Origin of the sequence: Cryobacterium sp. LW097 (assembly GCF_002205495.2) — a bacterium.
GTDB classification, from domain to species: domain Bacteria; phylum Actinomycetota; class Actinomycetes; order Actinomycetales; family Microbacteriaceae; genus Cryobacterium; species Cryobacterium zongtaii.
In genome coordinates, this window is the sequence record NZ_CP021992.1 from 2735385 (window position 1) to 2749459 (window position 14075).

Below are 14075 nucleotides of genomic sequence, written 5' to 3' on the forward strand. Positions count from 1 at the left end.
GTGCTCTCGTCGACCGAACGACGGAGTAGGACCATGGCACTTATCGACAACGGCATCTACGTGACCGGGCAGCGCACCTCAAGCCCCCACAGCCTCGACGAGACGTACCGCCAGCTGCGCGAGTGCGAGGGAATGGCGTGGATCGGCTTGTACCGGCCCGATGCGGACGAGATCCGCAGCGTTGCCGACGAGTTCTCGCTGCATCCGCTGGCCGTGGAAGACGCGCTCAAGGGCCACCAGCGGGCCAAGCTGGAGCGGTTCGGCGACACCCTCTTCGTGGTGCTGCGGCCCGCCTGGTACCTCGACGCCGAAGAGCGAGTGGAGTTCGGCGAGGTGAACGTGTTCATCGGGCCGGGCTTCGTGGTGACGGTGCGGCACGCCGAGAACCCCGACCTGGCCAACGTGCGCCGGCGGATGGAGCAGAACCCGGCGCTGCTCGCGCTCGGACCCGAAGCAGTGCTGCACGCCGTGCTCGACGAGGTCGTCGACGCCTACTCCCCCGTCGTCGCCGGCCTGGAGAACGACATCGACGAAATCGAGAACCAACTCTTCGGCGGCGACCCCTCGGTGTCGCGGCGCATCTACGAACTTCTCAGCGAGGTCATCGACTTCCAGCGCGCCACCGGGCCGCTGCGCGGCATGCTCGAGGCGCTGCTGCGCGGCTCGGAGAAGTACCAGGTGGACGTGGAACTGCAGCGCTCGTTCCGGGACGTGCTCGACCACGTGCTGCGGGTCACCGAGCACGCCGCCTCATTCCGGGCACTGTTGGAGAACGCGCTCACCGTGCACGCCACCCTGGTGACGCAGCAGCAGAACGACGAGATGCGTCGCCTCTCGGAGGCCGGGCTGGCCCAGAATGAGGAGACCCGACGGTTGTCGGAGGTGGGCCTGGCCCAGAACGAGGAAGTGAAGAAGATCTCCTCGTGGGCGGCGATCCTGTTCGCGCCGACGCTGGTAGGCACGATCTACGGGATGAACTTCGACAACATGCCGGAGCTGCACTGGCAGTTCGGGTACCCGGTGGCCGTGGCGGCGATGGGAGTGATGGGGCTGGGGCTGTGGGGGATCTTCAAGAGGCGGAAGTGGTTGTAAGGCTGGCTCCGAAACCGTACAGGGCGCCGACGAAGGCTTGGCTGGTTCGTCGCGCACCCTTCCGAAGCGAACGAGCGAACGGATGACCGCGCGCGGCCGGAGTACCGTTTAGTCGTGCCCCCTCGCCGCAAGTTCTCAGCCGTTTCACCCGCAGCGCGTGCGCGTTACGCGAAGCGCCGGCAACGACGGCTCGCCCGCGTCGACAACGACCTCACCGCGTCACAGTGGGCTGAGCTCCTCGCCGCTTGGGGAGGGTGTGCATATTGCCAAGCAGAGAGCCCGGCCCTGCAGCGTGACTGCATCATGCCGGTCTCTCGGGGCGGCCGGTACACCCTCGAGAACGTGGTTCCCGCCTGCCCGTCCTGCAACGCGAGCAAACACAACAACGAAGTCACCGGGTGGCTCCGGCGCAAGCATCTCGACGAGCGCGCGTTCCTGCTCCGTTACGCGACGATACTGCCGACGCTCCTCCTTGCAGGTTAGGGCTGCCAACGCTCCTGGGCGCATGGCCCCGGGCGGGCGCTCTCTGCCATGGGTTGCCTCTTCGGGGGTTCGTGGGGCCACGATCGGCGGACGCTCTCTGCCGGCTATGGCTTCCACCATAAACCTGCTGAATGGAGCTGGGCGGGGGCCGGCCCGCTGCGGCCGGGCAGGTACCGAAGCCGCCGTCGGGGAGCCTGGCCCGGCGACGCAACCCCGTGGCGATACCTTTCAGCGGCACGCGACCCAGGCTCGGCTAGTGCCCGATGCGAAGCTGTCGTCGCCGTCGATGACACTGCCGTGAATATTGGTCGGGGATTGATTTGATAAGCACCTGAACACGAGTAGCTTTGAGGAGTGGCTGAACGGTTCGGCTGCGTGCCCGGGGGAGGACGTTGCAATGGGCCCGGTCGCTGCAGACGGCGCAAAAGAGACTCTCGAAACGGTCGATGGCATTCTCCATCTGCGCTGGCAGCCCGGGGCTCACATTCAGATCGAAGATGCCCACCTCGCGATGGCGAAAGTTAACGACGCGTGCGGGAACGAACGTCGGGGCATGCTCGTCGATATGGCAGCGGTCGGGTCGGTGAGCCGAGAGGCCAGGTCCGTGTGGTCTATTCCCTGCAGCGCCTCGCGCATTGCTCTTCTGGGCAAATCACCTGTTGACCGAGTCTTGGCGAATTTCTTTCTCGGTGTGCACATTCCGCCGTGTCCGACCAAATTCTTTACCTCGCGCAGCGAAGCCATGAAATGGCTTGCTGCCGGTGTCTAAGCGTGCAGAAGCGCTGCGCAAAGTGCGTCTTTGGGTGATATGAGCTCGGGAGTCGACGCCGATGACCCTCGTTTGCAGCAGTTGGTGGAGGGTGTTGTCCGGTTGGCTGCCGGCGACTTGGACGCGCGGATAGAGCCGTCTGACTTGAGGGATGACATCGACGCTGTGATCACCGGCGTCAACCTCCTCGCCGAGGAACTCAGTTACATCTACTCGAATCTGGAACAGCAGGTTTCTGACCGTACCGCCATGCTGCAGCAAACTCAGGCCGAGCTGGAACAGATGGCAAAGACTGACGACTTGACGGGCCTTGCGAATAGGACCCTGCTCAACGAGCAAATCAACGAGGCAATCCTGGCCAGCACGGACAGTGGAAAACCCCCGGCTGTGCTGGTGCTGGACGTGGATTCCTTCAAAGCCGTCAATGACGCTCTGGGCCATGGGGCCGGTGACGCAGTACTGATCGAGGTTGCCCGGCGCCTCAAGTGCGCCGTACGGGCCGTCGATACCGTGGCACGTCTGGGTGGGGATGAGTTCGCCATCCTCATCATCGAAGCGACGGAAGAGGAAGTCCTGAATATTGCGCACCGGGCGTCGGCGCTTCTTCAGGACAGCGTGCAGGTTGGAACCGAAACCGTCTGGGCGATGGCCAGCATCGGGGTGCGTATCGGCACGCCGGGCCATCCAGCTGAGTCGCTGATTCGGGATGCTGACATCGCCATGTACCAGGCGAAGGCGCATGGCCGCAACAACATCCAGCTGTTCCACCCCGACATGCTCGACTCTGTCCGTGAACGCTCACGCATCACAGCCGAGCTTCGTAACGCCGTCGCCGGCGGCGAGCTGGCGCTGCGTTACCAGCCGGTGGTTGAATTGGCCTCAGGAACAGTCATAGGTTTCGAAGCCCTCCTTCGGTGGCACCATCCGGTGCGCGGACTCATCATGCCGGATAGCTTCATTCCCATCGCGGAAGAAACCGGCCTGATCCTGGAATTAGGACGTTGGGTGCTTCACGAAGGAGTCGCCCAGTTGCGTCGCTGGAGCGAAACCGAGCCTGAGCTCACAGACTTCTGCCTACACATCAATCTTTCCGCCGCCGAACTGCTGCGCGGTGACCTGCTGGAAGATGTCAGGGAGACGCTCGCTAGGAATCATGTGGCTCCGCCGCGATTGGTTCTGGAGATCACCGAGACGGTCTTGATGTCGAAGGGAACGGCGGAAGAACAGGTCTTGGGCGAGCTGCGAGATCTCGGTGTGGGGCTGCAAATTGATGACTTCGGCACCGGCTATTCGTCCATCAGCTATCTCCGAACGCTTCCAGCAGACACGGTCAAAGTCGACCGTTCCCTGATTCAGGACATGGCATCGGACCCACAGCAGCAAAAATTCGTTGCTGCCATTCTCCAACTGATTTACTCGGCGGGCCTGAAGGCGATCGTCGAAGGCATTGAGACCGCCGAACAGGCGATTCTGCTGCAGACGATGGGTTGCCTATACGGACAAGGCTATTTCTATGACCGCCCGCTACCGCCCGAGATGGTTCTGGGGAGGCTCAGGAGTCTCGCGCACCCTCAGTAGAGTGAGAGCATGTCAAAGCTTTGGGAGCAAATGCTACTTGTCCCATCGGTAGTGCGCCTCACCTCCCGGGCACCGAAGGACCCGTCAGCGGCGTGGGACGGGTACTGGCGCGGAATCCGCACCACCGGCCGTTCGGGAGACGTGCTGTGGGACTCCGGATCCCAGACCGAGCTCGAGCAGTACACCGACGCCGTCCTGGGCCATTTCAATCCGGCTCTTCCCGTCATCGACATTGGATGTGGCAACGGAACCAATACCCGCTGGCTTGCTGGTCTTTTCCCGAGGGCTATCGGCATTGATGTATCGGTCGGCGCCATCGCGCTAGCGAGGCGGGAAGCCGCAGGCCTCCACAACCTTGAGTTCCTGGCTATGGATGCAACGGAACCTGGTGCTGGAGAGCACCTGCTGGAGTCGGTGGGGCCTGCCAACGTTTTTGTTCGCGGAGTTTTTCATGTGCTAAAACCAGACCAGCAAGCCAGCCTGGCTACCAACCTACGCACCGTTGTCGGGAACAACGGCCGGGTATTCCTAGCCGAAACCAACTTTCCCGGAAGCAGTCTCGCCTACCTGCAAGAGCTGGGCGCCACCCGGCGAAGCATGCCACGGCAATTGCAAAGGGCGCTGGAAAACCTGCCCCGCCCCGGACATTTTGGCACGCAGGAACGGCACAACACCTTCCCGGACTCGGACTGGCACTTGATCGCCGACGGGCCGGCACACATCGAAGTGACTCCTATGAACGCCAACGGCCATTCGCAGCATGTTCCGGGATATTTCGCTCTATTAGCCGGCGCCTAAACACCTCGCCGTGAGCGGCTATGGCTGGTGACAGTCCCCGCTCCACTCCATCCGCGGGTGTCGTTTTCGCCCTGTGGCTCCGTCTCTGCTCAGCCCCGCTCGTGCACCGGTCTGGCACTCGCCGGGGGCTCTCCGACCTCTTGGATCGAATGGCCGCCGCAGGCCGTCTTGGTAACGCTGGCCCGTTCGATTCGAGACACGGTGAACCACCGCATGGCGTCGCGCAGCCGGCACCACCCGACCAGGTACCACTGGCCATTCGTGCAGGCGAAGAGCACGGGTTCGACATCGCGTGTGGTCGAGGTTCCGTCTCCCGATGTGTAACGAAGACGGAGTACTCGCTGCTCGGCCATCGCCTCCTCCAGTGCCGATCTGATTGCTCGTGAAGCGGAGGGCGGCGCGTTGACCCACACTCGGCCGGCCAGCTCGTCGGCTCGTGCTCGGGTTCGGGGATCGAGGACGTCCAGGATCTTTTTGATGCCGGCTGCGGCCAGATCGGCGTAGGGGGCATCGGACGCAGCGGACACGGCTGCCATGAGCGCCACGGCCTGCGCTGGGGACAGGCTGACCGGCGGCAGGGACGCGCCTATGGCCAATCCGTAGCCGCCGCCCGGACCTGGGCGCGACCAGAGAGGCGCGCCGCTGTTCTCCAGCGCAGCGAGGTCTCTCTTGACTGTGCGCACCGACACTTCGAACTCTCTCGCCAGCCGCTCGGCGGAGCAACCCCGAGATCCGTTGCGGCGTAGCATCTCGGTCAACGCATGAAGTCGTTCTGTTCGCTTCACCGTTCAGCCCGCATCAAATTCATGACACAAATAGTGACATACACCTGCCGGTAGTGCCTACGAGAGTAGTGACATGACAACTACATCGAGCAGTCCCACCATCATTCTCATCGCCGGTCACTGGCTCGGCGCTTGGGCGTGGGATGAAGTCCTTGAACACCTGAAGACAGACCTCTCTCGGGCAATCGCGCTGACTCTGCCCGGTCTCGACGTGGACGATCCTGAGCGTGCGGCGAAGACCCTCGACGATCAAGCCGCAGCGATCCTGGACGCCATCACTCGACTCGGGAAGTTCGAGGATCGGCCCACGATCATCGTCGCTCACAGTGGCGCAAACGCCCCCGTCAGCCTCGTCCTCGACCGGCACCCTGAGCTTGTCCATCGGGTGGTGTGGGTCGACTCCGGCCCAGTGGCGACGGGAAGCGTCTACGCTCCCGACCTCCCGGAGGGAATGGAGGAGCTTCCGCTGCCGCCGTTCGACGTTCTCGCCCAGCAGGCGAGCCTCGAAGGCCTCAGCGCAGAGGTCCTCGAGCGTTTTCGGGCCCGGGCGGTGCCTGAGCCCGGCCCCGTGCTTCGTCAGCCCGTCGAGCTCACAAACGACGCCCGTCGCACGGTCCCGACCACCCTGGTGTGCTGCTCGCTCCCGAGCGCGCAGGTGCTGGAGCTGGCCCGAGCAGGCCATGCCATGTTCGCCGAGGTCGCGAACCTCGAGCACCTCGACGTCGTCGACCTCCCGACAGGCCACTGGCCGATGTGGAGCCGCCCCGGCGACCTCGCCAAGACCATTCAGTCGGCGGCATCTCGAATCGACTGAGCCCGCATGCGCGCGGCCGACCTCGCGAGTACCATTCCGGGCATCACTGATCCGTGACCGGCTCGCCATCACTGCCAGCGCGGAGCCACCCAGAGGAACGCACGGTGCGCGCATCCAACGAAGACAACAGCGGGACCGCGGCTGCAGGGATCGCCGCGAACACCAATCGGGCAGCGTTGCGTGCCGGTGGAATCACGGTGGTCATTGCCGGGCTCGGCGGCATCGTCTGGTTCACCCTCGAGCTGCTGCCACCGGTGCTCGGCTTCGATGACACCGACAACCCCGCGGTGAGCCTCGACTACCTGCGCCAGTACCCCCAGTTTTACCCTCTGGCCGGGGTCGTACTTGTCACCATGGCTCTCGCATTCGTGGTGGCGAGTTTCGCCGTCTCGGATGCGCTCGCACCCCGCGCCAGCAGCATCACGCGCCGAAGCCTGAGCGCGGTCGGAGTCCTGTCGGCGGCGTTTCTCTTCATGCACGGGGTGTTGCGTTTGTCGGTGGGGCCGTTGCTCTACATCGACGGAATGAACAGCAGCTGGGGTGAGTCCGCCTACCTCACCATTCAGACGCTGGGAATCCACGGTTTCGCCCAAGCGAGCCTCCTCACGCTCTGTGTCTGGACCGTGGGCATCAGTGTCGCCGGGGCGCGCTCCCGTGCCCTGCCGATCTGGCTGTGCGTCCTGGGAATCGTCACCGGCCTCCGGCTTGTGGTGGTGGTCGCTGGTCCGATCCTGACGGCAGCACGTCTCGACCTGCCCGAGATTTTCTGGCTGGGCTCGGTGGCTCTGATTCCGCTGTCCATGCTGTGGTGGCTCGGGCTCGGGGTGGTGCTGCTGGTCACGTCCCGCCCCATCCGCAAGCGGAAACCTGTCGATTCGGTGCCGTGAGCTACGTCGAAGCGGGGGCTTGACCGCACAAAACCACGGCGCTATGTTCCGCCGTGTCGGTGTGGCACGCCTCGGAAGGAGTCCTCGGATGTCCCATGTGTTCTACGGTGTCTGGTTGGTTCGGCGGGGAGGTCTGGGTTGGGCCACGCACGAGGCGAAGTTCCCCACCCTCCCGATTCTGGCTCACATCCAATTGAGCTCCGTTCACCTGCAGGACGGTGACAGGTTCCAAATGTTTCGTCAGCAATACGCGCTGGCCTATATCGAGACGGTGAATACTCCCAGCGGAATCTGGGGGATCCCGAACCCTAACAAAGAGACGGACAACAACGTCTGGCTCACGACGGACCATCTCACGTTCCAGCTGCAGGTCGACGGCGTGGTGACCGCTTCGGCGTTCGGTCTGATCCACGACCTGAGTGCGGGAGCAGGCAGCGAAGCCAAGGTGACCTACAGTCGGGATCTCGCCATCTTTGATGACGAGGGCCGGGTGGTGGGCACTCATCGAGTGGTGCAGCTGGAAGGCGGCGGGCGAATCGACCTTGACGACGTGCAGGAGCGCGTGCTGGAGCGCGCGACGGCACGGTCCGATCGGCACGTCGATGTCGTTCCGGTCGACCTGGAGGGAATTCCGCCAGACGCCGAGTTCCGCATCAACCTGCGTACGCGCCGCCCGGCGCCTCCCCGCGGTTCAAGCCTGGGCTGATCCGTTAGGGGTGTTCTCGCGCGCTCCCCCGCTCTCGTTCACAGAAGCATTGCGTGCAAGGGACGGACCTACTTGCCGGCTGCCGCAGCGACGTCAGGCTGGCTTGCCAGGTGCGCGGCGAGCACGTCCCGCACTGTTGTCCAGGCATGGACGCCGTAGCGGTCGTTGTCGACGTGGTGCAGCTGGGCCTGACCGCTGAACATGCTCACGAAGTACTGCATGCCCTGCCAGGCGGGGAAGGTCGCATCCTCGCTCTTCGACAGGCGCCGCACGCCCTTGGCCATCGCCGAGAGGGTGCCGGTGGTGCCGGCCCACTGCAGCGTGAATTTGGTGCCGGTCAGCTCCGACATCGTTTGGGCCACGCTCCGCGCGGTGACCCGGTCGCCGGCGATCTCCACGACCCGGGGCGCGTCGGGGTCGAGTGCGACGAGAGCCACCACCCGGGCGACGTCGTCTTTGGTGGTGAAGTCGAGGATCTGGTCGGCCGAGGACCAGTACATGACTTTGCGGCGACCGAATGCGATCATCGGCGCGGTGCCGGTGAGCATGTCGGCAAACGCGCCATTGAGAACGGAGGTGACCTTGATCGGGGCCGCGTCGAGGTCGGCGGCGAACTCGCGGCGCAGCTCGAAGTTGCGGTTGGTGCCCAGCGCGATCTGGCGGTAATCCGACGAGTAGTCCGAGGGGATGAACCGGGGCACGCCGGCGGCCACGGCCGCGGCCAGCAGCGCGCGCTGCGCATCCACGATCACCGGTCGGGTGCCGCTCACGGCCGACACGACAACGTCGGAGCCGGAGACGGCTTGGGTGAGCGCCGCATGGTCGGTGTACTCGGCCGTGACGATGTCGACGCGGTCGTTGGCGGCGTAGAGGCCGGCGGCCGAGGCGCTGCCCGCTCGGGTGAGCACGCGGATGCGGGTGTCGTGGGTGAGCAGTTCGCGCACGATGCGCTGGCCGAGGTCGCCGGTGGCGCCGGCGACGAGAACGGATGTGGTCATGGGCGGGTCTCGGTTTCTGTGGTGGGCTTGGGGCGGCGGTGGGATCGCTCCGGGGCGGGCACCGGAAGGTTGAGGTCGGAGTTGGTGTCGGGGAGCGCGGCCGCGGTGGCGCCGGCGCCGAGAGCGGCCTTGGCCAGCAGCTGCCGCAGCTGGGTTTGTTCGTCGGTGGACAGGCCGCCCATCAGGGCGCCTTCGACCGTGCGGAGAGCCACGCGGGCCGTGCGGAGCAGCGCGTGGCCCGCCTCGGTGGGGTGCACCTGACGGATGCGCCGGTCGCGCAGATCGGGGCGACGCTCGACGAGCGCATCCGTCTCGAGCGCATCGATGATGTAGGTCATCGCGGTCTTGTCGATGCCGAGCCGGTGCGCCAGCGCGAGCTGCGACGTGGGCTCTTCGGTCGTGATCGCCACGAGCACCTGGTAGCCGCGGGGACCGCCTGGGACATCGGCCACGGCGACGCTGCCGGCCCGGGAGTAGCCATGGAACATCACCGCGAGCGACCAGCCCAACTCGGTCTCGATGCCGTTGGCGGTCCAGTCGATCTGCGCCGCGGCATCCGTGGGCGAGGTTGGGAGTGATGCGTGCATGCAGAGATCGTATCAGTTTCAGATCATCTCAGAGCCAGAAGGTATCTGTGGAGGCACCGACCTCTAGGGTGAACAGCATGGGGCAAACATGGGGACTTCGATGGGTTGGCGTGGTTGGGCTTCCGGTCGCGTTGGTGTTGAGCGGATGCACATCGACTGCAGATGCGGTCTCGCCGCCACCGGCTACCGCCTCCGACTCTGCGACAGATTCGGCAGATGACCAGGCGTCGGATCTCAGCGCGTTCGAACAGCAGCTGCCGCTCAGCGGGAAGTTCGTCTCGCAAGCAACGGCCACTGAAGGCACCGTCGACATTGAGCGCCGTAGTGACGGGTCCGTCTGGGTCTTGCTGGACGACTTCCACATCGGAGACGCGTCAGACCTGCGTCTGTATCTGAAGGAAGACGCGCTGGTTCAGGATGCGGACGGGTACTGGGGCTCCGCCGAGGGCGGTTACGAAATTGCCGTGATCGATCCGGACGCGACGACCCAAGAGATTGAGGTTCCCGGCGCGTGGGACATGCCGGAGATCCGTTCGCTCACCGTCATGGACTACACCCCGCCCGACTTCCCCGCACTGGGTTCTGTCGCGCTCGACTGACGGCGTGAATTCAGGTTCGCGGCGGGTGGCCCGGCCCGGCCGGCGGCTGCGGATGAGCCTCGGCGCGGGTGAGCTCATCGGGGTGATCACGTTCGGATTGCTGATGGTCGGCGGGGTCGTGTCGCTCTTCTACTCGCCCTGACCCGCTCCCGGGCCCGGCCGGGGCTGGGGCCCCAGAACGGCACGAGAATGGGACGGTCGGTGGCTCGACCGGAACCGGTCCGGCGGTCCTTCCCACAACTGGCCATAGCAAAGGACCATCGCTGCTGGAAGGGTTGTTTCCATCGAGCATCCGCTCGTCGCAGCCGTCGATAGTGCAGTCGCACTGCCCGAGTTCTGCGCCACCGATTGAACGGACCGCTCATCTCCTCCACCGCTTCCCACCCCGCGCCGTCCGACTTCGACTTCGTCATCGGCGACTGGACCGTTCACCACGAACGCTTGGACGGGATCTTCGTCGGCGCCGACACCTGGACGGCATTCGAGGGGCTCTCCTCCACGAACAAAATCCTCGGTGGCCACGGCAACCTCGAGGACAACCTCCTTAGGCATCCGTCGGGCGACTTTCATGCGGTGGCGCTGCGCTCCTACTCCGTCGCCGATGGCGAGTGGAGCATCTGGTGGCTCGACGGACGTAACCCCACGCAACTCGATACGCCCGTGCGCGGAGCGTTCAGGGATGGTATCGGAACCTTCCTGGCGGAGGACGTGTTGGAGGGAGTGCCCATCCGCGTGCGCTTCATCTGGGATGCGACCGGGCTTCAGCCCACGTGGGAGCAGGCGTTTTCGAACGATGCGGGCCTGTCGTGGGAGACGAACTGGCGAATGACGTTTCGGCGCGCGTAGCCGTCAGGCCCGGGGCGGCCGTTGGTTGCGAACGCGGTCGGCCCGCGGGGTCTCGACAAGCTCGACCAACGGCGAGGGGCGTGGCATCGAGATCGATTCAGCCCGCCAATTCGATCCAGCCCATCTCGTCGAGCCGGTCGAGGAAGTCGGCCGGGCCGGCGAAGACCCTCTCGGCACCGGCCTGTATGAGCAGCTCTCCGGCGATGCCGCCGGTGAGCACCCCGAACGAGCGCACACCCGCGCTGGACGCGGCCTTGATGTCCCACTCCGAGTCGCCGACGAAGACGGCCTCGTGGGCTTCGACACCGGCACGGTCGAGCGCCACTCGCACGATGTCGGGGTTGGGCTTGGCCACATCCACGTCGTCAGAGCTGGTGGTGGCATGGATGGCGTCGTCGGCGTTGATGAGATCAAGCAGGACTTCCAGCTCATCCTCGGGCGCGGAGGTGGCGAGCACCACGATGATGCCCTCGTCGTTCAGGGCTTCGAGCAGTGACCGGGCCTCCGGCAGCAGCCTGAGCCGCGGGGCGAGCGCCTTGTAGTTCTCGGCGTGCAGGTCTTTGGCGCGGGTGATCCAGGCCTCGTCCCTCTCCCCCACCAACGAGGTCAACAGCTCACCGGCATCCTGCCCGATGGAGCGGTGGATGAGCCAGGCCTCGACGTCGACGCCGAGGGTCTGGAAGGCCTGATGCCAGGCATCGACGTGCAGGTAGTTGGAGTCGACCAGGGTGCCGTCGATGTCGAAAAGCACGGCCTGGGGCGCATGTGTGGTCATCGGGTGCTTTCGTCGAGCAGTCGGGGGCGGAGGTCGTTTTCGAAGAAGTCGAAGAAGCCGTCTTGGTCGGGGCCGGCGTTCATGAGGGCGATGTGGTCGAAGCCGGCCTCGGTGAATTCACCGATCACCTCGAGGTGTCGCACCGCGTCGGGGCCGCAGGCGAACTGCTCGCGGATGTCGTCCTCGCGCACGGTGGCGGCCGCGGCCTCGAAGTTCACCGGGTTCGGCAGCTCGCTCATCACCTTCCAGCCGCTCAGCGCCCAGGCATTGGTGCGGTGGGCGGCCGTGACGGCTTCTTGCTCGGTGCGCGCCCAGGCGAGCGGCGCCTCGGCGTAGAGCGGGCCGGTGCCGCCGGCATCGCGGTAGCCGGTGACCAGGTCGGACATGGGCTCGGTGGCGAACAGGCCGTCGCTGTGCTCGGCGGCGAGGGCCACGGACTTGGGCCCGCTCACCGCGACGGCCAGGGTGGGCAGCACGTCGGGCAGGTCGTAGATGCGGGCGTCTTCGAGCTTGAGGTATCGGCCGTCGTAGTTTTGGAAGCCGCCCTTCCAGAGCAGGCGGATGATGTCCAGCGCCTCGTTGAAGGTGGCGTGCCGCTCGTGGATGCCGGGGAATCCGCGGCCGACGATGTGCTCGTTGAGGCGCTCGCCCGAGCCGACGCCGAGGGTGAAGCGGCCGTCGGAGAGCAAGGACAGGGTGGCGGCGGCCTGCGCGATGATGGCCGGGTGGTACCGCACGCTCGGGCAGGTGACGCCGGTCGCGAGTTCGAGGGTGGTGGTCTTGGCGGCGATGGAGCTGAGCACATTCCAGACGAAGGGTGAATGGCCCTGGGCCTCCACCCAGGGGTGGAAGTGATCGCTCATCTCCACAAAATCGAAGCCGGCCTGTTCGGCGCGCACGGCTTGGCGAACAAGTTCCTGAGGTCCGAAGCTTTCAGCGATCAGCTTGTATCCGATTTTCATCCTTCGACGCTACGCAGACGGATGCGCCGGTGCAAGCCTTTGCGGCGGCACCGGGTCGGTCCACTCCACCCGCACGGCACGGATGGCGTCGGCCAGAGTGAGCCCGCCGAGCGCGGCGATGTACTCACGCGCGGCCGCTCGGGCCTCGGCGGGCAGGGGCGTCACATCTCGCACCCGGGTTCCCGAGCGGTTGGAGACGAGCAGGCCGTCGGATTCCAGCTCCGAGTAGGCGCGCGCCACAGTTCCGGGAGCGAGCCGCAGGTCGCCGGCCAGTTGGCGCACGGAGGCGAGCTTGTCGCCGGGCGCGAGGTTGCCGGAGAGGATCTCGTCGGCGAGCTGCTGCCTGATCTGCTCGAACGGCGGGGTGGGGCTGGCCTCGTCGATGGTGATCATGCGCGCGTGGTCGGCTCGGCGGGCTGGAGGGTGCTGGGCACAGGGCGCACGGTGAACGGCGGCGTCACGGCATCCAGTACGGCCAGCAGCAGCAGACCCACACCGATGCCCACCACGATGAGCCCGACGCAGAAGAGGGTGAGCGCCACCGTGAACCACGGTTGGATCTCGGCGTAGCTGCCGTCGAACCACTGCCCGCTCGCCGCGCTCATCGCCCTGCCGCCCATGAACATCAGCCCGCCCAGATAAACGATGAACGTGCCGGTGGTGAGCTTCACGATCACCCGGGTGATCAGCAGTCGCATCACCTGGTCGGCCTCGCGCAGTGTCGTGTGGGTGGGGCGGGCGGATGCGGCGACCCGCGCCAGTGCCGTCGCGGCCGCGATCGCGAGGGCCACGGTGACGAGCAGCACGGGCACGCCGTAGTACCAGCCGGGGTACGGGGTCGCGGTGCTGCTGTAGGCGCCGCTGTCGATGCGGATGGCGCGGAACAGGCCGTCCTCCGACGCCTCCGACGTGAGACCGAAGGCGACGATCACGCCGAGCAACAGCACCCCTGCGGTGGCCGGCAGCACCCGTGCCCAGGCCGGTGCGAAACTCCAGGGGTGCCGCGGCGCGAGGTCGGCACTGCGTTGACTACCGGATTCCGCCACCGGCACCCCGGGCAGGGCGGCGATGACGAGCAGGCCGGCCAGGCTCATCAGGGCGGGGACCAGGAGGAAAACCAAGTCGTAGCCGGCGGGCATCGCGTGGTCCACCGCAACGGCCAGGGCACCCACCACAACCGCCGCCGTGGTCGCGAGGGCTGCGCGACGCCGGAAGGCGCGCCGCGCGGCGTGCAGGCTGGGCGCCAAACCGGCCGGCACGGTGACGCGCCGGAACGCCTCGGTGGAACGCAGCCGAGCGACCGCCAGCCAGACGAGGGCCAACGCGGCGATGATGACGACGAGCGGGATGAGACCCATGAGTGGCACCCTTCTGTACCAAGTGGTCAATACAGTAT

The 14075-nt window shown here is 65.8% G+C and carries 18 protein-coding genes; 11 read left to right on the forward strand and 7 right to left on the reverse strand.

Annotation, left to right across the window (positions count from 1 at the left end; genetic code table 11):
• Positions 1-33: 33 nt before the first annotated feature.
• The 5 genes from B7495_RS12765 (at position 34) to B7495_RS12785 (ending at position 4720) form a co-directional block, all read left to right on the forward strand.
• The gene (locus B7495_RS12765) at positions 34-1092 is read left to right on the forward strand and encodes a magnesium and cobalt transport protein CorA (RefSeq protein ID WP_088456908.1); all 1059 of its coding nucleotides are present in this window, start codon (positions 34-36) and stop codon (positions 1090-1092) included.
• A gap of 303 nt (positions 1093-1395) precedes the next feature.
• A complete protein-coding gene (locus tag B7495_RS19675) occupies positions 1396-1575 on the forward strand; it encodes an HNH endonuclease (RefSeq protein WP_370028154.1) in 180 nt (59 codons plus the stop codon).
• Positions 1576-1972: 397 nt separating this feature from the next.
• Entirely contained in the window at positions 1973-2344 is a 372-nt protein-coding gene (locus B7495_RS12775) for an STAS/SEC14 domain-containing protein (protein WP_088456910.1), read from the forward strand.
• Positions 2345-2383: 39 nt separating this feature from the next.
• Entirely contained in the window at positions 2384-3922 is a 1539-nt protein-coding gene (locus B7495_RS12780; RefSeq protein ID WP_088456911.1) for a bifunctional diguanylate cyclase/phosphodiesterase, read from the forward strand.
• 9 nt (positions 3923-3931) lie between these two features.
• On the forward strand, positions 3932-4720 hold the full coding sequence (locus tag B7495_RS12785) for a class I SAM-dependent methyltransferase (protein ID WP_088456912.1): 789 nt from the start codon (positions 3932-3934) through the stop codon (positions 4718-4720).
• A gap of 89 nt (positions 4721-4809) precedes the next feature.
• On the opposite strand, the gene B7495_RS12790 is transcribed toward B7495_RS12785, so the two are convergent.
• Positions 4810-5469, reverse strand: a complete 660-nt coding sequence (locus tag B7495_RS12790) for a YafY family protein (RefSeq protein ID WP_240632503.1) — start codon at positions 5467-5469, stop codon at positions 4810-4812.
• A 109-nt stretch (positions 5470-5578) separates the two neighbouring features.
• Here B7495_RS12790 and B7495_RS12795 point away from each other — a divergent pair, with 109 nt between their 5' ends.
• The 3 genes from B7495_RS12795 to B7495_RS12805 all read left to right on the forward strand — a co-directional run bounded on the left by B7495_RS12795 (position 5579) and on the right by B7495_RS12805 (position 7912).
• Positions 5579-6319: an alpha/beta fold hydrolase gene (locus B7495_RS12795; protein ID WP_088456914.1), complete on the forward strand. Its 741-nt coding sequence runs from the start codon at positions 5579-5581 to the stop codon at positions 6317-6319.
• A 104-nt stretch (positions 6320-6423) separates the two neighbouring features.
• Positions 6424-7206 carry a DUF4386 family protein gene (locus B7495_RS12800; protein ID WP_088456915.1) on the forward strand — a complete coding sequence of 261 codons (783 nt, stop codon included), beginning with the start codon at positions 6424-6426 and terminating at the stop codon, positions 7204-7206.
• A gap of 88 nt (positions 7207-7294) precedes the next feature.
• Positions 7295-7912: a hypothetical protein gene (locus tag B7495_RS12805; protein WP_088456916.1), complete on the forward strand. Its 618-nt coding sequence runs from the start codon at positions 7295-7297 to the stop codon at positions 7910-7912.
• A 68-nt stretch (positions 7913-7980) separates the two neighbouring features.
• Here B7495_RS12805 and B7495_RS12810 read toward each other — a convergent pair whose 3' ends face one another.
• Together B7495_RS12810 and B7495_RS12815 are read right to left on the reverse strand one after the other, a co-directional pair.
• On the reverse strand, positions 7981-8910 hold the full coding sequence (locus B7495_RS12810) for an NmrA family NAD(P)-binding protein (RefSeq protein ID WP_088456917.1): 930 nt from the start codon (positions 8908-8910) through the stop codon (positions 7981-7983).
• A complete protein-coding gene (locus tag B7495_RS12815) occupies positions 8907-9497 on the reverse strand; it encodes a MarR family winged helix-turn-helix transcriptional regulator (protein WP_088456918.1) in 591 nt (196 codons plus the stop codon). The genes B7495_RS12810 and B7495_RS12815 overlap by 4 nt, the downstream gene beginning before the upstream one ends.
• A 47-nt stretch (positions 9498-9544) precedes the next feature.
• Here B7495_RS12815 and B7495_RS12820 point away from each other — a divergent pair, with 47 nt between their 5' ends.
• The 3 genes from B7495_RS12820 (at position 9545) to B7495_RS12825 (ending at position 10942) form a co-directional block, all read left to right on the forward strand.
• A complete protein-coding gene (locus tag B7495_RS12820) occupies positions 9545-10096 on the forward strand; it encodes a hypothetical protein (protein WP_134497467.1) in 552 nt (183 codons plus the stop codon).
• 4 nt (positions 10097-10100) lie between these two features.
• Positions 10101-10238, forward strand: coding sequence for a hypothetical protein (locus B7495_RS19140; RefSeq protein WP_166788957.1), 138 nt, complete (start codon positions 10101-10103; stop codon positions 10236-10238).
• A gap of 206 nt (positions 10239-10444) precedes the next feature.
• Entirely contained in the window at positions 10445-10942 is a 498-nt protein-coding gene (locus tag B7495_RS12825; protein ID WP_198415693.1) for a hypothetical protein, read from the forward strand.
• 97 nt (positions 10943-11039) lie between these two features.
• On the opposite strand, the gene B7495_RS12830 is transcribed toward B7495_RS12825, so the two are convergent.
• From B7495_RS12830 to B7495_RS12845, 4 genes are read right to left on the reverse strand one after another with little or no spacing between them, the layout of a single operon-like run.
• Positions 11040-11717, reverse strand: a complete 678-nt coding sequence (locus B7495_RS12830) for an HAD family hydrolase (protein WP_088456920.1) — start codon at positions 11715-11717, stop codon at positions 11040-11042.
• Positions 11714-12679: a TIGR03557 family F420-dependent LLM class oxidoreductase gene (locus B7495_RS12835; protein WP_088456921.1), complete on the reverse strand. Its 966-nt coding sequence runs from the start codon at positions 12677-12679 to the stop codon at positions 11714-11716. Before B7495_RS12835 ends, B7495_RS12830 begins: the two co-directional genes overlap by 4 nt.
• Positions 12680-12688: 9 nt before the next feature.
• A complete protein-coding gene (locus B7495_RS12840; RefSeq protein WP_088456922.1) occupies positions 12689-13072 on the reverse strand; it encodes a GntR family transcriptional regulator in 384 nt (127 codons plus the stop codon).
• Positions 13069-14037 (reverse strand): hypothetical protein, encoded by a 969-nt coding sequence (locus B7495_RS12845; RefSeq protein WP_088456923.1) that lies wholly within the window; start codon positions 14035-14037, stop codon positions 13069-13071. The genes B7495_RS12840 and B7495_RS12845 overlap by 4 nt, the downstream gene beginning before the upstream one ends.
• Positions 14038-14075: the final 38 nt, after the last annotated feature.